Here is a 24,048-nt window from a genome sequence, read left to right as displayed (position 1 = left end):
ATTCGTGGGTGTACCAAGTTTTGGGAATTCCAAATGAGGCATCGCACTGGTAATTTGATACCTATTTAACCAGTTGGAATTTTTCAAAATATCCTGTTCCCCATTAAAATGGTCGTCATTAAAATCCATCTATCAATCAAAATTACCATGTAAAACTTTCAACACTCTCAAATGATATCGTTGCGCCATTCCCTGTTGTTATTGTCCCAGAATCATCCGTCAATAATGATGGATCATAGGCATCAGCGCTAGAAAAACTGTCTCCATTATCCAAGACGACTGTCCAGCCATCTAGCGCGTTCGTCAGATCAATGGTATCTGTACCTTGCCCCCCATCGACCCAATCGGCATCTCCTGTTTCGTTAGACCCATCAAAAACAAAAAGATCATTGCCCTGTTCCATATAAAGTATCTGTGCCTTGGCCGCCGGCCATATTGTCGCTTCCAGATCCCCCGTAAAGCGTATCGGCGCCGGTATCTCCATCCATAACATCCTGACCAGCCCCACCATACAAGATATCGCCGGAATTTCCACCTGACAGCACATCATTTCCTTCACCACCGACAACCGTATCAGCCTGACTACTGCCAGTGATAACATCATTCTCATCTATCCCCCAGATTTCATCCTTATGAACCGTCCCACTTAAAACATCATCACCTGAAGTTCCGATTAAAGTGGCCCCTGACATATCACCAGGATCGTTAATATCAGTAGTAGCGGTATCATTCACATCAGAAACACCGATGGAGAAGGTCTCCTGATAGCTGTTGCCTGCTCCATCGGTCACCTCAACAGTCACACTGTGAGAATTAGTCTGTTCGTAATCAACACCTGCGGCAAGCTTGAGCTCATTGCCATCAATAGTGAACTTGCTATCGGGATCTGAGACAATACTGTAGCTAAAGGAACTACTGTCCGCATCTGTAGCTGAAAGCGTCCCAACAACAGTGCCAATGCCTGCACTCTCCGATACTGAAGTCGAACTCAATGCTATATCTGTTGCAGCGGTATCATCCACATCGGAAACACCAATGGAGAAAGTCTCCTGATAACTGTTGCCTGCTCCGTCTGTTACTTCAACGGTGACGGAATGTGATGTCGCACTCTCGGCATCAACACCTGCGGCAAGCTTGAGCTCATTGCCATCTATAGTGAACTTGCTATCGGGATCAGAGACAATACTGTAGCTAAAGGAACTACTGTCCGCATCTGTGGCTGAAAGCGTCCCAACAACAGTGCCAATGCCTGCACTCTCCGATACTGAAGTCGAACTCAATGCTATATCCGTCGCAGCGGTATCATCCACATCGGAAACACCAATAGAGAAAGTCTCCTGATAACTGTTGCCTGCTCCGTCTGTTACTTCGACGGTCACCGAATGTGATGTCGCACTCTCGGCATCAACACCTGCGGCAAGCTTGAGCTCATTGCCATCTATGGTGAACTTGCTATCAGGATCTGAGACAATACTGTAGCTAAAGGAACTACTGTCTGCATCTGTGGCTGAGAGTGTGCCAACAACAGTGCCAATGCCTGCACTCTCCGATACTGAAGTCGAATTCAATGCTATATCCGTCGCAGCGGTATCATCCACATCGGAAACGCCAATGGAGAAAGTCTCCTGATAACTGTTGCCTGCTCCGTCTGTTACTTCAACGGTGACGGAATGTGATGTCGCACTCTCGGCATCAACACCTGCGGCAAGTTTCAACTCGTTACCATCAATAGTGAACTTGCTGTCAGGGTCTGAGACAATACTGTAGCTAAAGGAACTGCTGTCTGCATCTGTGGCTGAAAGCGTCCCAACAACAGTGCCAATGCCTGCACTCTCCGATACTGAAGTCGAATTCAATGCTATATCCGTCGCAGCGGTATCATCCACATCGGAAACACCAATAGAGAAAGTCTCCTGATAACTGTTGCCTGCTCCATCTGTCACTTCAACGGTGACGGAATGTGATGTCGCACTCTCGGCATCAACACCTGCGGCAAGCTTGAGCTCATTGCCATCAATAGTGAACTTGCTGTCAGGATCAGAGACAATACTGTAGCTAAAGGAACTACTGTCCGCATCTGTGGCTGAAAGCGTCCCAACAACAGTGCCAATGCCTGCACTCTCCGATACTGAGTTACCAGACAAGGCTATATCTGTTGGAACTTTATCAACAGCAGATTGAAGATTAAACGTTTCCTGAGAAATGGGGGGTTCTGGAGTGTTTTCTCTTTGTGTATCAAGAATCTCATGAGACTTAATCATTGAGTCATCACTTAATCCTATTTCAGAGGCATTTAGTTTAAATGAACCAAGTTCATTCGCTAAACCATCAACTCCTTTAGATAAATTTGAAGACAGCTCTGTCTGGTTCAAAGCGCTACTTTCTAATTCTGTACCCCTGACAAATGTCTGCCCCTCTATTTCAGCACTATCAGTCCCTTCCCTTGTTGTCACTGACACGCTATCCGTCTGTAGATTGCTTTCCTCACTCTGAACAATTTCGGCTGTAGTATCTTCTTTTGAGCTGAAATCAGTTCCTTGTTCCGAATGTCCATAATGTAGGTTTGCAGCTAAAGATTGATCATTATCACCAGAAACAGTTAAGCTAAATGCCTCACCCTCTGGTTGTTTTAATTTCTCATCTTCACCAACATTATCAAGCAATACATCATCATCAATTTTTGATGTTTTTGTTGATGCAATATCTTGTTGATCACGATCAGCCATATCATGCTCCTATTAATGGCGAGATCATTGTAATCGCGTTTTAAGAACAACTTTTCATTGCGCTATGATCAGATGCCAAACACAGAAAATCCCTTATATTATCACTTAATTTTTATGAACAACCTGTTAATTGAATAAAGAGTAAAGTTATATAAAATTTTATTTAAATACTATACTTTACGTGATCGTTTTCCCATTAATAATAAGTCATTGATATTATAATACAGATCATCAAAAAAGATTACATCGTTCATCTTTTGGTATAAAAAAATCCGAGTGCCATCAACATAACACCCGGAGATTCTTTCAATTAGTAATTGTGCATACCATACAATTATTTGATAGCATCAACCACAGCATGGGTCCAAGCCCCTTCCGGCTTTTTCGTGATCACAGGATCAGAACCACCACCAAGAAGAGTACTGACTGTACGCTTATAATCCGCAGGATCCAGCTTACCATCAGAACCCGCTGTGAGCTTGTTAATTTCACCCATCATACGAACCTGATGTTTTTCTGTCTGTGCACCCGTTGCATCATTTTCCAGCACGATTTCCGCAGCTTCTTCCGGATGTTCACGCGCATAATCCCAACCTTTCATACTGGCTGAAACAAAACGTGCCATCTTATCAACAAAGGCAGCATCTTTCAGATTGTCTTCGAGAACATAAAGACCATCTTCCAATGTTGCGACACCTTGTTCTTCATATTTGAAAACAACAAGTTCGTCAGCGGGAATGCCCGCATCAATAATCTGCCAATATTCATTGTAGGTCATTGTCGAAACACAATCGGCCTGTTTTTGAAGAATTGGATCAACGTTAAAACCCTGCTTTAAAACGGAAACACCTTCTGCCCCACCACTGGTCGGTATTTGCAGTTTCGACATCCAGCTAAGGAAAGGATATTCGTTTCCGAAGAACCATACGCCCAGCGTTTTTCCTTTGAAATCATCCGGGGATGTTATACCTGTTTCTTTACGACAGGTCAGCATCATGCCTGATGTTTTAAAGGGTTGTGCAATGTTTACCAGTGCGACACCTTTTTCACGGGAAGCCAAAGCAGACGGCATCCAGTCAACAATAACATCTGCGCCACCGCCAGCAATAACCTGTGGTGGTGCAATATCAGGACCACCGGGTTTAATGTTCACATCAAGATCAGCATCGTCATAGAAGCCTTTTTCCTTGGCAACATAGTAGCCCGCGAACTGTGCCTGTGTTACCCACTTCAGTTGCAGATTTACGGTATCCGCAGCTTGTGTAACTCCGGCGGCGCCAAAAGCTCCAAAAGTTACAGCAGCAACAGCACCCAATAACAGTTTCTTCATTATTATCTCCCTGTTGTGGTTCCATCTCAGCAAAACAGAATAACCCGACGGATTAACGACTGCTTCGAAAGGACGGATGCCAAAATGTACATGCCCGTTCGATAACGACCATGATTCCATAAAAAGCAGTGCCGGCAAGAGCGGCTACTGCAATCTCAGCCCAGACCATATCGACGTTCATACGGCCTACTTCGGTTGAAATACGAAATCCCATACCCACAATTGGCGTACCGAAGAACTCGGCAACAATGGCACCAATCATGGCAAGGGTAGAATTAATTTTCAAAGCGTTGAAAATAAATGGTAATGCCGATGGTAAACGAAGTTTTATCAAACTTTGCCAATAGCTCGCAGCATAGGTTTTCATCATATCCTTTTCGATGGACGACGTAATAGACAGACCAGCCACCGTGTTTACCAGCATAGGAAAGAAAGTCATGATAATGACGACCGCCGCCTTAGACTGCCAGTCAAAACCAAACCACATCACCATAATTGGCGCGACCCCGATAATCGGTAAAGCACTGACCAAGTTTCCAATTGGTAACAACCCACGTTGTAAGAAAGGACTTCGATCAATCAAAATGGCAATGATGAAGGCACTACCACAGCCAAGAAAATACCCGATCAAAACAGCTTTCAAAAAGGTTTGCTGGAAATCTGCCCACAAGATATCTGTCGAGGCCATAAAACGCGCGCCGATCATACTCGGCGGAGGCAACAGGACCGTTGGTATTTGTAACCCGCGAACCACAAGCTCCCAAAGCAACAGCAACCAAACGCCAAACAATACAGGCACAACAATGCTGTAGAAGCGTTTTGCGGTCGGTGTTTTCGTCCTTTTCGCAGACAACTGATCAACCAACAACCAAGCCATAAGCCAAGAAGACACCACCAAACACCAGAAACCTGATGTCAAATTTTGATCAACAACATCAAGGCGGGCAAGAAGCATCCACGCCCCAACGTGAGGCAAAACTATCATTACCAGATCTGCAATTAATCCTCTTAGCCGATTAAGAAGTACGGCCATAGAAGCTAACATGGAAACAATTGCAAAAGCTGTGAGTCCACTATCACTCCACAAAGAGGCAGCTTCACCATTTAGCTCACCCAATGGAAAAAACAGGGCCAGAATAGAAAGCACACCGCTTAAAATAGCGAGTGATTGTCGAAAACTAATCATTGCGCCATCCCCATTTTCTTCAGGACAATTTTATTGGAAATACCGACCAAAGAAACCAATCCTGCAGCCAGTAAGGCAGCCGCGATTAAAGCAGACCAGATCTGAATGGTTTGTCCGTAATAAGAACCTGCTAATAACCGAGCTCCTAAACCTTCGACAGCACCTGTAGGGAGCTCACCAACGATAGCACCGACAAGGCTAGTCGCTATGGCAACCTTCATTCCGGTAAAGAGGTAAGGTACGGAAGATGGCCAGCGTAATTTCCAGAAAAGGTCCCAGTTGGACGCATTGTAGGTCCGCATAAGATCAAGGTGAATAACTTCCGGAGAACGTAGCCCCTTTACAATCCCCACAGTGATGGGAAAGAAACTAAGATAGGTGGCAATAAAGGCTTTAGGCAAAATGCCCTGAATACCAATTGCGTTCAAAACAACAATAATCATCGGGGCAATTGCCAAAATAGGAATTGTCTGGGATGAGATAATCCACGGCATCAGGCTTTTGTCCAAACTGCGATTATGAACAATCCCTACAGCCAATAGAATTCCCAAAACCGTCCCGATGACAAAACCAAGCAGTGTTGTCGAGAGTGTTATCCAGCTGTGATAAACAAGCGATCTTTTTGACGTTACTTTCTTCAGGATTGTTGTCTTGTATAATTCAACGACAACCTGATCCGGTGCAGGCAGGACAGGACGTTCTTGTGCCAGCGTATCGCTGATTAATTGGCTTGTTGTCCATTCAACATTATTGCGTTTGTAAATTTCCTTTTGAAAAGGGCTGTTCAGCATAACAGCAGAGAAATACCAAATGGCAATAATTGCCATCACAATCACCAAGACAGGGCCCGTTTTCCCAGACATAAGCCGAGACCACAGCCCCTGCCCCCCGGCAACACCGGGAGAAATCAGAGCATCAGTCGTCATAACTATGCCCTTCCTTCAGTCCTTCGCGTACCCGGTGGGCAATTTCCAAAAATTCCGGCGTCTCCCGAATATCCAATCCGCGATCACGTGGAAGATTGCAGTCAATCACATCATAAATACGCCCCGGTCGTGGGGACATAACCACAATTTTAGACGACAGGAAAACGGCTTCTGGAATAGAGTGTGTGACAAAGAGAACCGTCTTGTCGGTTTTATCCCACAAGCGTAAAAGCTGTTCATTCAAATGATCACGGACAATTTCATCCAAGGCACCAAAAGGCTCGTCCATCAATAACAGTTCCGGATCAAAAGAGAGCGCACGGGCGATAGAAGCCCGCTGTTGCATCCCCCCTGAAAGCTGCCAGGGATATTTTTTATCAAACCCCGAAAGATTTACCAGTTCCATATTGCGGGCAATTCGTTCCTGTCGTTCGGACTTGGAAATTCCCATAACTTCCAGTGGTAAGGATATATTACCTGCAATCGTTCGCCACGGATAAAGCGCTGGAGCCTGAAAAACATATCCGTAGTCCCGATTAAGCCGAGCCTGTTGTGCGCTAACGCCATTGACCCAGAGTTCACCGCCAGTAGGTTGTTCCAGATCCGCAACCGCCCGGAGTAAAGTGGTTTTACCGCACCCAGAAGGTCCGATAAAAGAAACAAAATCCCCCTGATTAATAGTGAGATCAATATCAGACAACGCATGAACTGGTCCGTCATTCGTCTCAAAAGTGAGCGACAATCCTTTGATATTAATCACCGAATTCGCACTCTGTTCTTGACTTATAGTCCCTGTCTCTGGACTCATCCCGTTTGTATCCATCTTTTCTGCCTGTCCGGTCGTTCCCTGTTTGGTACCCTCGGCGGCGCCAGTTGCATTCCCATTTGTATTTATGGCTGTAGATTGCAGCATGGCATTACTCCCTGTGTATAGAACTCTGTTTTTGGTAACAGTTATCGTTCTTGTTTTAGAGTGGCGTAAAGTTAGCTTACGCCACTCTTTATTTTATCACTGAATCAATCCAGCTTGTTCCCACCGCTAGAAACTAACGGGCATATCTATACACCAGCAGGCATATTCTCAGCTTTGCGTTCCACTTTACGCGGTGCTGTAATTTCTTTCCACTTGGAAAGTGCTTTATTTACGGCCGGGTATGAATCTCTCGCAACGAATTCACCATGACCAGGTTCAGCCTTAACAGTGCTTTCTTCAACAGACACCTTACCCCGCGTCAGTGTAAAACGCGGCAATCCGGTAACTTCTTTACCTTCGAAGACATTGTATTCGATAACAGATTGCTGGTTCTTTGCCGTAATGGTTTTAGAACGATTTGGATCCCAAACCACCAAATCCGCATCGGCACCAACCATAACAGCGCCCTTTTTGGGATACATGTTCAGAATTTTAGCTATGTTTGTTGATGTCACAGCAACAAACTCATTCATAGTCAGACGCCCTGTTTTCACACCGTGTGTCCACAGCATCGGCATCCGATCTTCCAGCCCTCCTGTACCATTTGGAATTTTGGTAAAGTCACCAATTCCAAAGCGTTTTTGTTCCGCTGTAAAAGCACAGTGATCTGTCGCCACAACCTGAAGAGATCCGGATTGTAAACCAGCCCAGAGACTATCTTGATGTTGCTTGTTCCGGAAAGGCGGAGACATTACCCGTTGCGCAGAATGATCCCAATCCGGGTGCGCATATTCGCTATCATCCAGTGTCAGATGCTGAATAAGTGGTTCACCAAAAACACGCATTCCCTTTTGGCGCGCACGGCGAATGGCTTCATGGGCCTGCTCACAGGATGTATGCACAATGTAAAGTGGTACACCGGCCATATCGGCAATCATAATCGCACGGTTAGCAGCTTCGCCTTCGACCTCTGGCGGTCTGGAATAGGAATGGGCTTCGGGGCCATTATTCCCTTCGGCTAGTAATTTTTGTTGCAAAGTCGCAACCACATCACCGTTTTCTGCATGAACCAGAGGCATCGCCCCTAGTGCTGAACAACGCTGAAACGATGCAAACATCTCATCATCATCAACCATCAAGGCACCTTTGTAGGCCATGAAATGCTTGAAGGTATTAATCCCGCGACCAACGACTTCTTCCATTTCATTAAAGACTTTTTCGTCCCACCAGGTTACCGCCATATGATAGGAATAGTCGGCACAGGCAGAGCCTGATTTCTGCTGCCAGATAGCCAACGCTTCCATAAGAGATTGGCCCGGCGCAGGGAGACAGAAGTCAACAACCATGGTTGTCCCGCCAGCTAAACCAGCCCGTGTCCCACTCTCGAAATTATCGGCAGAGTGCGTTCCCATAAAAGGCATTTCAAGATGCACATGGGGATCAATTCCACCCGGCATAATGTAACAACCAGTGGCATCCAAAGTTTCATTTCCGGAAAGATTTTGCCCGATCTCAGCTATTTTACCACCTTCGACCAAAACATCTGCTTCGTAAGATAAATCTGCGGTAACAACAGTACCGCCTTTGATAACTGTACTCATGATTCTACCCTTTCCTTATTCTACGATCTCAGCGGTTTCAACAACGGCATGAAACAGAACATCAGCCCCTGCACCTGCCCATTCCGGGGAAATTTCTTCGTCTTCATTATGACTGAGTCCATCAACGCATGGACACATAACCATCGCAGTTGGCGCAACGCGATTAATCCAACAGGCATCATGCCCTGCACCAGAGACGATATCACGATGGGAATACCCCAGACGCACAGCAGCATTTCGCACAGCAGAGACACAGCCTTCGTCAAAGGTAACGGGATCAAAAGCCCCCGCTTGTTCAATTTCCATTGTCAGGCCGATTTCTTCGACAATCTCGCGCCCTTCAAATCGCAGAGCCTGTTCCATAGCGGTGATCACATCCTTGTTCGGATGACGGAAATCAATGGTGAAGACGGCTTTTCCCGGAATAATATTACGGGAATTAGGATAGACATCCATATGGCCAATCGCCCCCACAGCATGCGGAGCATATCGCAAGGCAATATCATTCACCAATTCAGTAATCCGTGCCGCGCCCAACCCTGCATTTACCCGTTTGGGCATAGGTGTTGAGCCAGTATGACTCTCTTTGCCTGTTAACGTCACCTGTAACCAGTTCAAGCCCTGACCATGGGTCACAACGCCAATATCGACATTCTCGTCTTCAAGGATTGGCCCCTGCTCGATATGAAGCTCAAACATTGCATGAAGTTTTCTCTGCCCCACAGGTTCATCCCCGACAAAGTCGATACGTTTAAGTTCGTCGCCAAATTTTAAACCTTCCGCATCCTCTCGGTCATAGGCCCAGTCTTGTGTATGAACACCGGCAAATACACCTGATGCCAACATTGCAGGGGCAAAACGAGTGCCTTCTTCGTTGGTCCAGTTCACAACCTCAATCGCACGTTTGGTCTTGATATCCATATCATTCAGGCTACGAACAATTTCTAATCCTGCGAGAACACCAAGCACGCCATCATATTTTCCACCAGTCGGTTGTGTATCAAGATGAGATCCCACCATAACAGGCAACAGACTAGGATCTGTTCCTTCGTGGCGGGCAAACATATTTCCCATGCTATCAATACCAACGGTCATGCCCGCTTCTTCACACCACCGTCTAAACAGGTGACGTCCTTCGGCATCTTCATCGGTCAGGGTTTGGCGATTATTTCCTCCCCGAACCCCCGGACCAATTTTTGCCATTTCCATTAATGAATCCCATAACCTTGGGGAATTAATATGCATATTATCGGCTGGTTTGCTCATGATAAGCTCCCTGAAAATACTTTTTTGTTCTTTTACGTTCTATTAAAAAAGGCATCGGGATCAGCCAGCTGACCTATCCCGATGCCCTTATTCTAATCCATGTTCGGGAAGGTAAAGACCGCCCCTTCCTTGATGCCCGCAGGCCAACGTGTCGTTACGGTTTTAAGCCTTGTGTAGAAACGCACACCTTCTGAACCATAGATAGAATGATCACCAAAGAGAGATCGCTTCCACCCGCCAAAAGAATGATAAGCAACCGGAACCGGGATCGGTACATTTACACCGACCATACCAACTTCAATATCATCCGCAAATGATCGAGCGGCATCACCATCACGTGTGAATATTGCAGTTCCGTTTCCGTACTCGTGCTTGTTGATTAGATCAACAGCATGATCGTAATCCTTGGCGCGCAAAACAGACAGAACAGGGCCAAAGATTTCTTCTTTATAGATCGTCATATCATCGGTTACGCGATCAAAAAGCGTCCCCCCGACAAAATAACCATCCTCATAACCCTGCAGTTTGAAGTTACGGCCATCAACAACCAGATCTGCCCCCTGGGCAACGCCCTTATCGATATATCCCAGCACCTTTTCCTGGTGTGCCTTGGTAATAACCGGTCCCATATCTGCATCTGCATCAGTACTCGGCCCGATCCGCATACTTTCGACGCGTGGCTTGAGGATTTCAACCAGCTTATCCGCTGTTTCTTCGCCAACAGGCACCGCAACAGAGATCGCCATACAACGTTCACCAGCAGAACCATAACCAGCCCCCATCAAGGCATCAGCAGCTTTGTCCATATCAGCGTCCGGCATAATAATCATGTGGTTTTTCGCACCACCCAGTGCCTGAACACGTTTGCCCTTTGCTGTTCCACGGGAATAGACATATTCCGCAATAGGTGTTGACCCCACAAAAGAAATAGCCTTTACATCCGAATGATCCAAAAGGGTATCTACGGCCTCTTTATCCCCATGAACAACGTTCAGGACACCATCAGGGAAACCTGCTTTTTTAAAGAGATCCCATACCAGCATGGGAGCTGACGGATCACGCTCGGACGGCTTAAGAACAAAAGTGTTGCCGGCTGCAATCGCAATTGGGTACATCCAAAGTGGAACCATCGCGGGAAAGTTAAAAGGCGTAATGCCGGCAACAACACCAAGAGGCTGTCGATCCGAATAACTATCAACTTGTGGGCCAACATTCCGACTAAATTCGCCTTTTAAAAGCTGGGGAATACCACAGGCAAACTCGACAACCTCTATACCACGGGCTACTTCGCCCAAGGCATCATCATGCGTTTTGCCATGTTCACGGCTAATCTCACGTGCAATATCATCAGCATGCGCATCCAGCAGTTCCTTGAAACGGAACATATAACGTGCACGCTTAAGTGGCGGCGTAGCCCCCCATTCTTTTGCAACAGCTTTGGCAGAAGCAACTGCCTGATTTACTTCATCAACTGTCGAAAGTGGCAGCTCTGCAATTTGCTCACCCGTTGCGGGATTAAAGATCTGCGAGCTTCGCGTACTTGAAGAAAGGCGTCTTTCGCCTGCGACTGCATTACTTATCCGTTCCATTTTCACCACCCATTAAGTCACATAAACGTCTGTGACGCCTGTAAATTTGAACTTGCTGCTTTCAGCATGAGCCAAAGGCACACGCCAGAAAGAAACCTATAACGAGAGGCCGCAGGACAACGGGGGTGAAGGAAAGATAATGTTTTACGTCAATAACAAGAACCTGTTATCGCGTCATAAAAAGGTGAGCAGTTTAAGCAAGAGGAATAAATCTTTTTAAGATTATTAATCCAATATGTTCCTGTTGCTTGAATTTGAAAATAGCTTTCTAAAAGCGCCTTCAGAATAAAGTCTTTTATCTCAGTCGTTGCCACCCATTTTATGCATGTACCTATACTCCCTGTACTACCGGTGTCTTATGTCCCCGGCCTTGTTTTTATTTTGGCAGTTGTTTAACCTGCCTTTATAATTCTTTACTTTATGGTCAATATTTAAGTGTATTTTCCTTATTTTCCTGACCATTTGGTCAAATTAACGCTACTAAATCCTGACCATTTGGTCAACACTAAAAACACATGTCGGATCCCGCTTGGGCAACACGACAGGAAACAAAATGACAAAAGTGGAAAGAGCAATAAAATCAAACTCCAAAGCAAGAATTCGGCAAGAAAAAGAAAAGATAATTCTTAAAGCTGCAGAAAGTGTTTTTGCCGAGTATGGTTTTCGGGGGGCGACCACAAGCATGATTGCCGAACGGGCTAAAATCCCCAAGGCCAGTCTGCATTATTATTTTCCGACAAAACAAGCTCTCTATCGTCAGGTTGTTGATAATATTTTTAACATCTGGCTTCAGGCAGCGGATTCATTTGACGATTGTGACGATCCCGTCGAGGCTCTGACCCGGTATATCGAAAAGAAAATGGATATATCCCGTGAAAACCCAATGGGATCAAAAGTCTGGGCAAATGAAATTATCCGCCGCGCACCAGTTATACAGGACTATCTGGAAACCACGCTCAAGGACTGGACGGAATCAAGAGTATCCGTCATTCAACGCTGGATAGATCAAGGCCGCATCAACCCGGTTGATCCCTATTATTTGCTTTACATGATCTGGGCAACAACACAGCACTATGCCGATTTTAATCACCAGATCGAAACCCTGAATGGAGGAACACCTTTGAGTGACAAGCAGTATCAAACGGCAAAAGACAATGCTATAGAGATCATCCTCAAGGGTATCGGAGCCCGATAGTTTAATATTTATGAGAAGAAGTAAGTGGTTATGAACCCAAGAGCCGGCCAAACAAAAAAGCGTACCCGTATACAGGCAAAGAATGAAGCCAAAATCCTGGAAGCTGCGCTGGATATCTTTGCCACCTTTGGTTTTCGAGGCACAACCATCGATCAAATTGCTCAAAAAGCAGAAATGTCGAAACCCAACCTTCTCTATTATTTCCGTCGTAAAGAAGACATCTATATTTCCGTTTTGGAACGAACACTGGATGAATGGCTCACCCCGTTAACAGAGCTTAATCCAGACGGCGACCCCATCAAGGAAATTGGCAAGTACACGAGTCTCAAACTGCAAATGTCTCAAAACGACCCAACCGCATCACGACTTTTTGCCAACGAAATCCTTCATGGTGCCCCTATGATCGAACACGTCTTGAAGGGATCACTCAAGGATCTGGTCGATGAAAAAGCAGCAGTTATTCACCATTGGGTCAAATCCGGAAAGTTAGCCAAAGTTGATCCCTACCATCTTATTTTCATGATTTGGGCAACAACACAGCACTATGCCGATTTTAAAATACAGATGCGAGCGATATTGGGCGATGAAGTTGACCAACCTGATTATTTCGAGAAGGCTGGCAATACAATCAGCACCGTCTTTTTCGAAGGTATAAAACCGAGATAAGTCCGTTCAGAACGTTGCTCTTCTCGCTAAATAAGCAGCCTATCAGCCCCTTAGTTTCGGAGACCGATCAGTACTGCGCTGTAAAAATATCATCGCCGACGCTATAATAATCACACCAATTATCAGCTTAATATCTGGCATAACTCCATAAACGACACTTTGAATGACGAGAACAATGGCCGGGGTCAAAAAAGTATAAGCCATGACCTTGGCAGCGGGCAGTCGAAAACTGGCGAACTTCAACAAATAAAAAGACAAGGCAGTGTTGCATAATGCCAAGTAAAAAATCGCTGCATAGATGAACCAATCAAGCTCTAACCAGGGACCTGACTGAATGCCCTCAAAACCATAAACACCGAGTAAAATCATCCCGGCAATAAGCGTCCAGAACGTCAGAACCAATAAATTTTCGCCGCCATGATATTTACGGACAAAGGGCGAATAGGCACTGTAGCTAAAACACCCGATCAGGAAAATCAGCTCCCCCTTGCCAAGGGAGAAGTTGAGCACATTTTCAATACTGCCGCCAAAAACAATCCAGATTGCCCCAAGAGCCGCGATAATTAGCCCGACCCACAAACGAATTGACGTTCTTTGCCCCAGCAAAAAGAAAGCGATAATAGCTGTCATCATTGGAATAAGGGTAAAAACAGCCCCCAGGTTAACCGGGCTGCCCCAGCGCAGGCCTTCGAACATGGTGATAAAAAACACAACCAGCAAAAAACCGAGCCAAAAATATTTGAGAAGTAAAAGTGGTCCCGGCCACTGCCATTGTTTTTTAACAAATAACAACATACCAAAAGCACCAGAGGCGATCACAAAACGCAGGAATGTCAATGCGCTTGGATCAAGGGCATGCGTTATAGCCGAACCAACAGGAAAAGAGGTGCTGACAAAAAAGATGAACAGCAGCATAGCTCCATGCGCTGCTCGTTCGTCTTTCACTTCAACACCAGAACTTTGCGAGAATGTTGAAGCTTCTGGATTAGATCTGTTTGACACGCTATCTTCCTTTAATGGCTTGATAATTCACTCCAAGCCCGCAGAAGCCAAGCCCGCGAAAAGATAGCGCGTCAGATAAAAATTACCAGATCTATAATTACCAGCTCTATTCTGCGGCCTTCGCCGCTGAAGGATTGTTTGGATGCGTTGTCCAGTTTGCATAATCGTGATCGATTGGCTTGTTCGTCCGCGGATCACTGCCTTCGGTCATCTGTTCCATGGTGATACAGTTTTCTACAGGGCAAACACTGACACAGAGATTACACCCGACACACTCTTCATCAATCACTTCGAACTTACGCACCCCATCAACCATTGAGGTAATTGCCTGATGAGATGTATCTTCGCAGGCAATATGGCAACGGCCACACTTGATACAGGCATCCTGATCAATTTTGGCTTTGGCTATATAGTTCAGGTTCAAATACTGCCAATCGGTTACATTCGGTACGGCACGACCAACAAAATCATCCAGCTTGTCATATCCTTGTTCGTCCATCCAATTAGATAGTCCAGCATTCAATTCTTCGATGATTTTAAAACCATAGGTCATTGCCGCGGTACAAACCTGAACAGAACCGGACCCCAGAGCCATAAACTCGGCTGCATCTTTCCAGGTTGTAATTCCCCCGATACCGGAAATTGGCAAACCATGAGTTTCCGGATCACGGGCAATTTCGGCAACCATATTCAGCGCAATAGGCTTCACAGCCGGGCCACAATAGCCACCGTGTGTTCCCTTGCCATCAACCGTCGGATTAGGTGCCATCATATCCAGATCAACCGATACAATGGAATTAATGGTGTTGATCAGGGAAACAGCATCTGCGCCACCACGATGCGCTGCCCGCGCAGACTGACGGACATCAGAAATATTTGGTGTCAACTTAACAATAACAGGCATGTCGGTATGGGCTTTACACCAACGGGTTACCATCTCGACATATTCAGGAACCTGACCAACAGCCGCCCCCATACCACGTTCGGACATACCATGTGGACATCCGAAATTAAGTTCAACTCCATCACAGCCCGTGTCTTCAACGCGCTTGAGAATATCAATCCAGTTTTGTTCTTCGCAAGGAACCATCAGAGAAACGATCAAGGCACGGTCCGGCCAGTTCTTTTTAACCCGTGTGATTTCTTCCAGATTGATTTCAAGCGATCGGTCTGTAATCAGCTCAATATTATTAAGCCCCAGCAAACGGCGATCCGGGCCGTGGATTGCCCCGTAACGAGGACCATTTACATTCACAACGTGAGGATTTTCCCCCAGTGTCTTCCAGACTACGCCGCCCCAACCAGCTTCAAAGGCACGCACAACGTTATATTCTTTATCAGTAGGCGGTGCAGACGCCAACCAATAAGGGTTAGGAGATTTAATACCGAGGAAATTGCAACTAATATCAGCCATAATCTTGTTCCTTAAATAAGGAGTATCGTAAGAGCGGGAATATTCTGTAAAACCGTTGATATTCCCAAAGGGATAAACAGTAACGAGCGACTGTGTATGCTAAGCACTCAGCACGTCATTGATTGCTTCGGCAGCAACCTTTCCGTCTTCTACTGCTGCGACAGTGAGATCTTCACCATCGGCGATACAATCCCCTCCAGCCCAGACATTACCCAGGCTTGTTCGGCGATTTTCATCCACTTTTATACGACCACTATCGAGTTCAATTGCTTCCGCAGATCCGTTCAAGGGTGCAGCAACAAAGTTCTGACCAATTGCCTTGAACACCATATCGGCATCCAACGTCAGTGTTTCGCCTGTGCCAGACAAAGAACCATTCTTGTTTTCCGTATACTCACATTCAATGGCAACAACCTTGCCACCTTCGCCGATCAATTTATTCGGCTTGATCCAGTGTCGGATCGTAACACCATTGGTCTGAGCCAGTTCCTGCTCGTATTCACTGGCATTCATCTGTTCCTTGCCGCGGCGGTAAAGGATTGTTACTTCCTCTGCGCCCAACAACTTGGTTTGAACGGCCACGTCAATTGCGGTCATACCACCGCCGATAACAACCACTTTTCGACCAACAGAAATTTTTGACAGATCTTTTGCCTGACGTAGATCGGCAATGTAGGAAACGGCATCAACAACACCGTCAAGCTCTTCACCCTCAGCGCGTAATGCATTAATGCCTGCAAGCCCCATTCCCAAAAAGACAGCATCGAAGTTCTGTCGCAGGTCAGCAAGTGAAATCATCTCACCCAAACGGTTATCATTTTCAATCGTAATACCGCCAATAGAGAGCAAAAATTCAACTTCCTTTTGCGCGAAGTTATCAACAGATTTATAGGCAGCAATCCCGTATTCATTCAGTCCGCCAGCCTTTTCACGCGCATCGTAAACAACCACGTCATGTCCATGCATCGCCAGACGGTGAGCACAGGAAAGTCCCGCCGGACCGGCACCAACAACAGCAACACGCTTGCCCGTAAGTGCTGCCCGCTTGAAAACTTTATCTCCGTCATCAAGAAGATGATCTGTCGCGAAGCGTTGAAGCAAACCAATTTTAACAGGTTTCCCCTCGGCCTCTTCACGAACACAGGCTTGCTCACAAAGTGTTTCTGTCGGACAGACCCGGGCACACATACCGCCAAGGATATTCTGTTCAAAAATCGTCTTCGCAGACCCTTTTGGATTGTCTGCTGCAATTTGACGAATAAACATCGGAATATCTATAGAGGTCGGACAGGCAACGGTACATGGCGCGTCATAACAGAAATAACAGCGATCTGCCTCGACAAAGGCCTCGTGCTGACTAAGCGGCGGATGGATATCGCTAAAATTCTTGCTGTAGTCTTCATCTTCAAGACGGCTAGACTGGATATCGGGCCGACTACCGGCGTTGGTGCTCATCCATAATCTCCCTGACGTATATGTAATTATTATACTTTTGACGTTAGATCCGCCCTCTTGTGGGGTGGTATCTATCCCTGTTTGGTATAATTCTAAGTTGAAATAACGGCGATAGTCAATTTTTTTTATCATTTGATAAATTTTTTATTATTTCGCGACTTTGAAATGAGCAATTTAAAATCAGAAAACTATATAGAGTTCGGTATTTTATTACGTTATTTTATGGTTAACAGCAGTTCATTGTAATTTCTTTGTTTGATGGTTATCGCCAGTTGGTATTACGTGCAGCAACAAATAATGATGAGCTTTCTATAGATCATCACCAACCGGATACCCACGCCATGGACGAACCGTGCGCAGGGTAAAGTTCGATTGCATATGTGCCACCCCCGGCAAACGAGATAATGCCGATCTATGAATACGTTCATAGTCGGCAACATTCTTTGCAACAATTCGCATCAAATAATCAGCCTGCCCTGCCATAAAATAACATTCCGAGATTTCTGGTGTGGCCTTCACAGCTGTCTCAAATTTTTCAAAGGCCTCTTCACTTTGCGAGGTCAGGGTTATCTCCATGAAAATTTCAATTGAATAGCCCAAAGCTTTGGGATCCAACCGAGCCACATAGCCAGCAATCTGGCCATCGGCTTCCAAAATTTTCACACGACGATGACAGGCAGAAGGAGATAAACCAACTTCATCAGCCAAGGCTGCGATTGGTATCCTGCAATCTTTTTGAATAGCTGTAAGAATTTTCACATCAATCTTATCCATCGAATATTTTCCTGATTTTACGTGATATATAGAAATAAAATTCAAAAATTAAAATCACATATACTAAATTTTAGGAACAATTTCGAGATCAATTTTGTCATAATATTCTCAAAATTGACCGATACCAGTAATACAAACTGTCATAGCAGTGATCACCCAAATATCACACCCGAATTTCTGGCCCGAATTTCTGGCCCGAATTTCCAGCCTGAATTTCCGGGGTTCAGTAAGACATTGGTTGAAGGTTCGAAAAAGAAGTCTATTCTGTCTTTGAATGAGTTCTCGGAATGAATTCTCGCTCGTGGTTAGGATTCTTGATCCAAATGAGGGATGACTATCCAAGGGCTTGGGGGTCTCCGGGCCAGGCGCTTGGGGATATCCGGGATAATCACACAAGAGTAGCTTCCAGTAGCCGTCCAGGACAGTCGCAACAGACCGTCACAAAGGGCACAAGAACAAAACTTTGCATCAAAAATGGTGCATTGAGGGAGTAACAAGTATGAGCATTAAAACACCTTATCTTCTCTTTCTCGGCAATGCCGCTGATCCCCTTGCCGCCAAGGTCGCCCAAGGCGTCAAAGACTGGCGTCCGGAAAACTGTGTTGGTCAGCTTCGTCTTGATGGCTGTAATGCAGATCTGGGACTAACCGACATGACACCCGCCGAAGCTGTTGCCAAGGGTGCCAAAAGCATGGTTGTCGGTGTTGCCAATCGCGGCGGCGTTATTGATGCAACCTGGGTACAGGCCCTGATAGAAGCGATGGAAGCGGGCCTTGATTTGGCAGCAGGTCTTCACAACAAACTTGCAGATGTTCCCGAACTGGCAGAAGCCGCAAAACGTCTGGGCCGTGAAATTCACGATGTGCGTCATCCATCCCGCAGTTACCCGGTTGCAACAGGAACAAAACGTTCAGGAAAGCGCCTGCTTGCCGTGGGAACAGATTGCTCTTGCGGTAAAATGTATTCCACACTTGCCATTGAAAAAGAATTGCGCGCACGTGGTGTTAAGGCTGATTTCCGGGCCACAGGCCAAACCGGTATCCTGATTACCGGGGACGGTGTTTCTGTAGATGCCGTGGCGGCTGACTTTATTTCCGGTTCTGTAGAAACACACGCACCAGCCAATGATGATGATCACTGGGATATCATCGAAGGTCAGGGTTCTTTGTTCCATGCCTCTTTTGCTGGCGTAACACTTGGTCTGATCCATGGATCACAGCCTGATGCACTGGTCCTTTGCCACGAACCCACACGTACACACATGCGCGGTCTTCCTGACTTTAGCCTGCCATCGATCAAGGAATGTATGGAAGCAAACCTTGCCGCCGCAAAACTGACCAACAAAGATGCAAAATTTGTTGGTATCGCAGTCAACACATCAAAATTGAGCGAAGAAGAAGCCAAAGCCTATTTAGCAAAAACAGAAGAAGAATTCGGCCTGCCGACTGTTGATCCTGTGCGTACTGGTGTTGCCGCCATCGTGGATAACCTGTCATGAACCGCAAGGTAACCATCTCTTCAACGCCTTGGCCAATCCGCGGGTCTTTTACCATATCCCGCGGGTCCAAGACCGAAGCTGTCGTTCTCAACGTTTATATCGAAGAAGACGGCATCAAGGCACAGGGCGAATGCGTTCCCTACCCTCGCTATGGTGAGTCTGTGGAATCTGTAACAGCCCAGATCAATGAAATCCTGCCAGCTCTCGAAGCGGGCATGACACGGGCAGAACTACAATCAACTATGCCCGCAGGTGCCGGGCGCTTTGCCGTTGATGCGGCCCTTTGGGATCTGGAAGCCAAGAAGACTGGCAAACGGGCTTGGGAAATTGCTGGTATTCCTATGGAACCCGCAACAACGGTTTATACGCTGTCCCTTTCCGATCCGGAGACAATGGAACAGGATGCTCGTGACAATCAGGACAAGCCCCTTCTAAAGCTCAAGCTGGGCGGCGAAGGTGATTTGGCCCGTGTTGCCGCTGTGCGCAAAGGTCATCCGACGGCGCGTATCGTGGTAGATGCCAACGAAGCCTGGACCAAAGAGGTGTACGAAGCAATCGTACCTGCACTGGCCGAACTAGGCGTTGAAATGATTGAACAACCTTTCCCGGCAGGCGATGATGATCTGCTCAAGGAGCTGGATCGTCCGATCACAATTTGCGCCGATGAGTCCTGTCACGACCGAGCCTCTTTACCCAAGCTTGTTGGCAAGTACGACATGATCAACATCAAGCTGGATAAAACCGGTGGCCTGACCGAAGCTCTTGCCATGAAACAGGAAGCTGAAAAACTCGGTTTTGAAATCATGACCGGTTGTATGCTGGGGTCTTCCCTTGCTATGGCACCGGCAATGGTTGTGGCTCAAGGTAGCAAGGTTGTTGATCTGGACGCGCCGTTGTTGTTGTCAGAAGATTGTGAACCCGGTCTTGTTTTCACTGGTGTCGAAATTGCCCCGCCTGAAAAAGAACTCTGGGGATAAGACCCTATAGGGTTGCTTTAAAAGGTTTAGGAACAAAAGATATGAGCAGAACAGTTTATGTAAACGGGTCTTTCCTGCCCGAAGAAGATGCCAAGATTTCGGTTTTTGATCGTGGATTTCTATTTGCAGATGGCGTTTATGAAGTTTCAACCGTCTTGGAAGGGCGTTTAATCGACAACGAAGCGCACCTTGTCCGTCTACAGCGTTCATTGGATGAGCTACAGATGACCAGCCCGGTTTCCATGGATGAAATCGTGACCATTCAAAACGAGCTGATCAAACAAAACGATCTGAAAGAAGGCGGTTTATATCTGCAAATCACCCGTGGTGCCGCAGATCGTGAATTTTCCTTCCCAAAAGATGCCACCCCGTCACTGGTGATGTTTACACAGGAAAAAAATCTGTTGAACAGCCCTTCTGCGGAACGCGGCCTTGCCGTGATCTCGGTTCCAGATATTCGCTGGCAGCGTCGCGATATCAAAACCGTTGGCCTCTTGGCCCCTGCCCTTGCCAAACAGGCCGCCGTGGTTGCAGGTGCGGATGATGCGTGGATGTACGAAGATGGTTTTGTGACCGAAGGCAGTTCAAACAACGCCTATATCATCAGCAAGGAAGGCAAAATCATTACCCGTCATTTGGGTAATGAAATCCTGCACGGCATTACCCGTCGCGCCGTCCTTTCCCTTGCCAACGAAGCCGATATGGAAGTGGAAGAGCGCCCCTTTACACTGGATGAAGTACGCAATGCTGCAGAAGCTTTTGTGACCTCTGCCACCACCTTTGTAACACCCGTTGTTTCCCTCGATAGCGAGAAAATTGGCGATGGCAAACCGGGTGCACTGACCAAGCGGTTGCGTCAGCTCTATATCGAGCAGGCCCTCGCCAGTTAAGTTTGATATACTAATGAATATAGGGGCTGCTCTTAAAGACGGCAGTCCCTATAATCTTCCCAATTCACTTTTCCTCTGGGCGCAAAGAGCAACATGACCCACCCCCAATCCCAGAACCAGTCCCGCCCCCCAAACAATGTCACGTTTTCAGGCACCAGCCCACGGTTAACTGTTGATCTCGGCGCTGTGGTGTCAAACTTCAAAACTCTTCGTGATACAGTAGATCAGAGTGGCAGCAGCTGTGCCGGGGTACTCAAGGCCAATTCCTATGGCATGGGGTACGAGCGCATAGCCGAGGCCCTTTGGGCAGAAGGGTGCAAAACTTTCTTCGTTGCGCTGGTCGGTGAAGGTGTAAAGCTACGCGCGCTGTTCCCCAAGGCGGTAATATATGTACTGTCCCCCTATCTCAGCCTTGATACCGCGTTATTGAGAGAATATCACCTTATCCCCTGCCTTTATGATCTCGAGGGCATTGACCTATGGATTGCAGAAAATGACAAGGCAGCCCCTGCCGCGCTACATTTTGAAACCGGGATCAATCGCCTAGGACTATCAACGCAGGATCTCGAACAACTTCTTGAGAACAGATCACGGCTCAACAAGCTGGATCTCAAGCTGGTCATGAGCCACCTTTCCAGTGCAGATGAACAGCAGTCCAATCATAACCAGCAACAACTGGAATCCTTCAAACACGTTCGCGCTGCGTTCCCGAACACGCCAGCCAGCCTTGCGAATACCGCCGGGATCTTCCTTGGCGCAGAGTATCATTTTGACCTCGTCCGTCCGGGTATCGGTCTCTACGGGCATGACCCGCACTATTATGAAAATCGGGGATCGCGCCTAAAACCCGTGGCAACCTTTGCCGCACCATTGGCACAGGTTAAAGAATTAAAAGCAGGCGAAGCCGTGGGCTACGGCGCAACAGAGCTGGATAGAAACAGTACCATCGGTGTGATCCTTTGCGGCTACGCAGACGGTGTCATGCGCGCCTTGTTCAAACCCGATAGCAAAGAAGGACATCAAGTCACCATCAACGGCTACAAAGCCCCGATCCTTGGTCGCGTTTCCATGGACATGATCACCATCGACCTGACAACAGTCCCCAAAGAAGCCCGCGCAATCGGCTCCATGGTCGAAATATTCGGCAATCACAGCCCCGTCGAAAACGCCGCCGCCATGGCCGGAACTTCCGCCTATGAACTGTTCACAAGGGTGAGTGGTCGAGCGGTTAGGAAGTATGTTTAGGATTGTATATGCTTCAATATCTCATATCTCTATTTAATAATCATTTTTCAACTCAAAAATGCTGATAAACTATAGCTAGATAGTATCTTGAATTTCTTTCACTACCTCAATCAACCTATAAGCACGGGGCTAAGAGGAGCTGTCTAGTTTATGCGCGTCACATATATTATTAACCTTCAAAAACCAATCCAAATTCAAGATCATTGGCCAATAAAAATTTTAGGCGGTGACTTAGAACTTATATCAAAAGATAGTAAAATTATTGCGTTCAAAACAACTTTCCATAAGCAGTCAATAGAGTTAGCACCAACAATAAGTATGAATGCCGATAGTATTGCAAAATGCTCTATAAATGCGAGTGACGCATTGAAAAATATTGTGCTCATGCAACTAAGAAAAGCTTTCTACTTCCTCCAATGTTATTTTGATGTTAATATTTTAATTGATGAAGTAGAAAGCCAATATGAGCCAGAAAACAAGGAAGAAGCAGCACAGTTAAAAATTACTTCATACAAAAAAAACGAAAATAACTTTCCAACAATAATTCCATTTGACCTCTTCACACGCGCAATCATGGCCGCCGAAAGAGGGGATTCTCCACAGTTAGAAGCAACTTTTCTTCAAATTGCTCGTTCAACAGCATTTGAAAAAAGATACATTGATTCTTTTCGTTATTCGTTTTTACTAATCGAAACTCTATATGGAAATGGAAAATTCAAATCCAAACAATTAAAAGAACAATTAACAGAGGACAAAAATTTTACTGAAGCTGTTAAATCAGCACTCCAAAACCCTTATAGCCCACATAGAAAAACATCAACAAACGATGATAAAACTTTAAAATTGTTAGTAGAATCACCAAGCGTAAAAACTATAATAGAGCATCTAGTCGATATGCGGGGTTTTTACTTTCATGGCAATATAAAACGTAAAGATAATTGGCAAGCTGATAAACAAGACAAAGCCAAAACTCTATGCTTTTTCACTCTAGACATCTTAATGGCAATATCCCAAAAAGCCGCCTCCCTCATGTTCAACAATGATTTTATAAAAAAACACTATGAAAATGCTATAAATGTAGGAGCAATTATGACGATGAAAGTTGAATTCAAACATCAAATTCCAGAGTATGGTTTTGACGAGACAAACACTCTGCGCATAAAGGTTCCAGGAACAAAGCCTACGAATAAATTAGCAGTAGCCGTCCTTAAGGAATTTATTGAACAATTTGAACACACCACACCAACTTCAGAACTAAAATCTGCGAATTGCATCGTTGAAGAAACAGGCCAAAAAGTTTTCCACATAGATTTCCATTTAGAATCAAAAAATAATGCATAGATAAAAGTGCAAATATTCTTATAACAATTTTGTTAAATGAGTGTCCCCAATCCA

At 46.0% G+C, this 24,048-nt stretch carries 20 protein-coding genes; 7 read left to right on the top strand and 13 right to left on the bottom strand.

Annotation, left to right across the window (positions count from 1 at the left end; translation table 11 throughout):
• Positions 1 to 142: 142 nt before the first annotated feature.
• The 9 genes from D9A03_RS13230 to D9A03_RS13190 form a co-directional block, all read right to left on the bottom strand.
• Positions 143 to 403: a hypothetical protein gene (locus D9A03_RS13230; protein WP_120497635.1), complete on the bottom strand. Its 261-nt coding sequence runs from the start codon at positions 401 to 403 to the stop codon at positions 143 to 145.
• Positions 387 to 2,726: a cadherin repeat domain-containing protein gene (locus D9A03_RS13225; protein ID WP_120497634.1), complete on the bottom strand. Its 2,340-nt coding sequence runs from the start codon at positions 2,724 to 2,726 to the stop codon at positions 387 to 389. The genes D9A03_RS13230 and D9A03_RS13225 overlap by 17 nt, the downstream gene beginning before the upstream one ends.
• A 334-nt stretch (positions 2,727 to 3,060) precedes the next feature.
• Entirely contained in the window at positions 3,061 to 4,056 is a 996-nt protein-coding gene (locus D9A03_RS13220; protein ID WP_120497633.1) for an ABC transporter substrate-binding protein, read from the bottom strand.
• A 52-nt stretch (positions 4,057 to 4,108) separates the two neighbouring features.
• Complete coding sequence (locus D9A03_RS13215) at positions 4,109 to 5,242, bottom strand: ABC transporter permease (protein ID WP_120497632.1); 1,134 nt, start codon at positions 5,240 to 5,242, stop codon at positions 4,109 to 4,111.
• Positions 5,239 to 6,105 carry an ABC transporter permease gene (locus D9A03_RS13210; RefSeq protein ID WP_216825481.1) on the bottom strand — a complete coding sequence of 289 codons (867 nt, stop codon included), beginning with the start codon at positions 6,103 to 6,105 and terminating at the stop codon, positions 5,239 to 5,241. Before D9A03_RS13210 ends, D9A03_RS13215 begins: the two co-directional genes overlap by 4 nt.
• A gap of 52 nt (positions 6,106 to 6,157) precedes the next feature.
• Complete coding sequence (locus tag D9A03_RS13205) at positions 6,158 to 6,976, bottom strand: ABC transporter ATP-binding protein (RefSeq protein WP_174233653.1); 819 nt, start codon at positions 6,974 to 6,976, stop codon at positions 6,158 to 6,160.
• A 251-nt stretch (positions 6,977 to 7,227) separates the two neighbouring features.
• The gene (gene hydA, locus D9A03_RS13200) at positions 7,228 to 8,682 is read right to left on the bottom strand and encodes a dihydropyrimidinase (RefSeq protein ID WP_120497630.1); all 1,455 of its coding nucleotides are present in this window, start codon (positions 8,680 to 8,682) and stop codon (positions 7,228 to 7,230) included.
• Between the two features lie 15 nt (positions 8,683 to 8,697).
• Positions 8,698 to 9,948: a Zn-dependent hydrolase gene (locus tag D9A03_RS13195; protein WP_120497629.1), complete on the bottom strand. Its 1,251-nt coding sequence runs from the start codon at positions 9,946 to 9,948 to the stop codon at positions 8,698 to 8,700.
• A gap of 92 nt (positions 9,949 to 10,040) precedes the next feature.
• Complete coding sequence (locus D9A03_RS13190; protein ID WP_120497628.1) at positions 10,041 to 11,537, bottom strand: CoA-acylating methylmalonate-semialdehyde dehydrogenase; 1,497 nt, start codon at positions 11,535 to 11,537, stop codon at positions 10,041 to 10,043.
• A 553-nt stretch (positions 11,538 to 12,090) separates the two neighbouring features.
• On the opposite strand from D9A03_RS13190, the gene D9A03_RS13185 reads away from it, so the two are divergent.
• Positions 12,091 to 12,732 carry a TetR/AcrR family transcriptional regulator gene (locus D9A03_RS13185; protein WP_120497627.1) on the top strand — a complete coding sequence of 214 codons (642 nt, stop codon included), beginning with the start codon at positions 12,091 to 12,093 and terminating at the stop codon, positions 12,730 to 12,732.
• Positions 12,733 to 12,762: 30 nt separating this feature from the next.
• Entirely contained in the window at positions 12,763 to 13,398 is a 636-nt protein-coding gene (locus D9A03_RS13180) for a TetR family transcriptional regulator C-terminal domain-containing protein (RefSeq protein ID WP_120497626.1), read from the top strand.
• Between the two features lie 42 nt (positions 13,399 to 13,440).
• Here the strand turns inward: D9A03_RS13180 and D9A03_RS13175 are convergent, their stop codons facing one another.
• The 4 genes from D9A03_RS13175 to D9A03_RS13160 form a co-directional block, all read right to left on the bottom strand.
• Entirely contained in the window at positions 13,441 to 14,400 is a 960-nt protein-coding gene (locus D9A03_RS13175) for a DMT family transporter (protein ID WP_120497625.1), read from the bottom strand.
• Positions 14,401 to 14,506: 106 nt separating this feature from the next.
• Entirely contained in the window at positions 14,507 to 15,814 is a 1,308-nt protein-coding gene (gene preA, locus D9A03_RS13170) for an NAD-dependent dihydropyrimidine dehydrogenase subunit PreA (RefSeq protein WP_120497624.1), read from the bottom strand.
• A 99-nt stretch (positions 15,815 to 15,913) separates the two neighbouring features.
• On the bottom strand, positions 15,914 to 17,269 hold the full coding sequence (locus D9A03_RS13165) for an NAD(P)-dependent oxidoreductase (protein WP_120497623.1): 1,356 nt from the start codon (positions 17,267 to 17,269) through the stop codon (positions 15,914 to 15,916).
• Positions 17,270 to 17,578: 309 nt separating this feature from the next.
• Positions 17,579 to 18,043, bottom strand: a complete 465-nt coding sequence (locus D9A03_RS13160) for an Lrp/AsnC family transcriptional regulator (RefSeq protein WP_120497622.1) — start codon at positions 18,041 to 18,043, stop codon at positions 17,579 to 17,581.
• Positions 18,044 to 18,542: 499 nt separating this feature from the next.
• Between D9A03_RS13160 and dgcN the strand changes: the two genes are divergently transcribed.
• From dgcN to D9A03_RS13135, 5 genes are all read left to right on the top strand, one after another.
• On the top strand, positions 18,543 to 19,541 hold the full coding sequence (gene dgcN, locus D9A03_RS13155; RefSeq protein WP_120497621.1) for an N-acetyltransferase DgcN: 999 nt from the start codon (positions 18,543 to 18,545) through the stop codon (positions 19,539 to 19,541).
• Positions 19,538 to 20,518 carry an N-acetyl-D-Glu racemase DgcA gene (gene dgcA, locus D9A03_RS13150; RefSeq protein ID WP_120497620.1) on the top strand — a complete coding sequence of 327 codons (981 nt, stop codon included), beginning with the start codon at positions 19,538 to 19,540 and terminating at the stop codon, positions 20,516 to 20,518. Before dgcN ends, dgcA begins: the two co-directional genes overlap by 4 nt.
• Positions 20,519 to 20,559: 41 nt before the next feature.
• The gene (locus D9A03_RS13145) at positions 20,560 to 21,408 is read left to right on the top strand and encodes a D-amino-acid transaminase (RefSeq protein ID WP_120497619.1); all 849 of its coding nucleotides are present in this window, start codon (positions 20,560 to 20,562) and stop codon (positions 21,406 to 21,408) included.
• Between the two features lie 93 nt (positions 21,409 to 21,501).
• Positions 21,502 to 22,653: an alanine racemase gene (gene alr, locus D9A03_RS13140; protein WP_120497618.1), complete on the top strand. Its 1,152-nt coding sequence runs from the start codon at positions 21,502 to 21,504 to the stop codon at positions 22,651 to 22,653.
• A gap of 150 nt (positions 22,654 to 22,803) precedes the next feature.
• Positions 22,804 to 23,994 (top strand): hypothetical protein, encoded by a 1,191-nt coding sequence (locus D9A03_RS13135; protein ID WP_120497617.1) that lies wholly within the window; start codon positions 22,804 to 22,806, stop codon positions 23,992 to 23,994.
• The last annotated feature ends 54 nt before the right edge of the window (positions 23,995 to 24,048 follow it).

The organism is Kiloniella sp. EL199 (genome assembly GCF_900313065.1).
GTDB lineage: Bacteria > Pseudomonadota > Alphaproteobacteria > Kiloniellales > Kiloniellaceae > Kiloniella.
The sequence above is the reverse complement of the archived record's forward strand: the minus strand, read 5'-3'. Positions and strand labels throughout refer to the sequence as shown.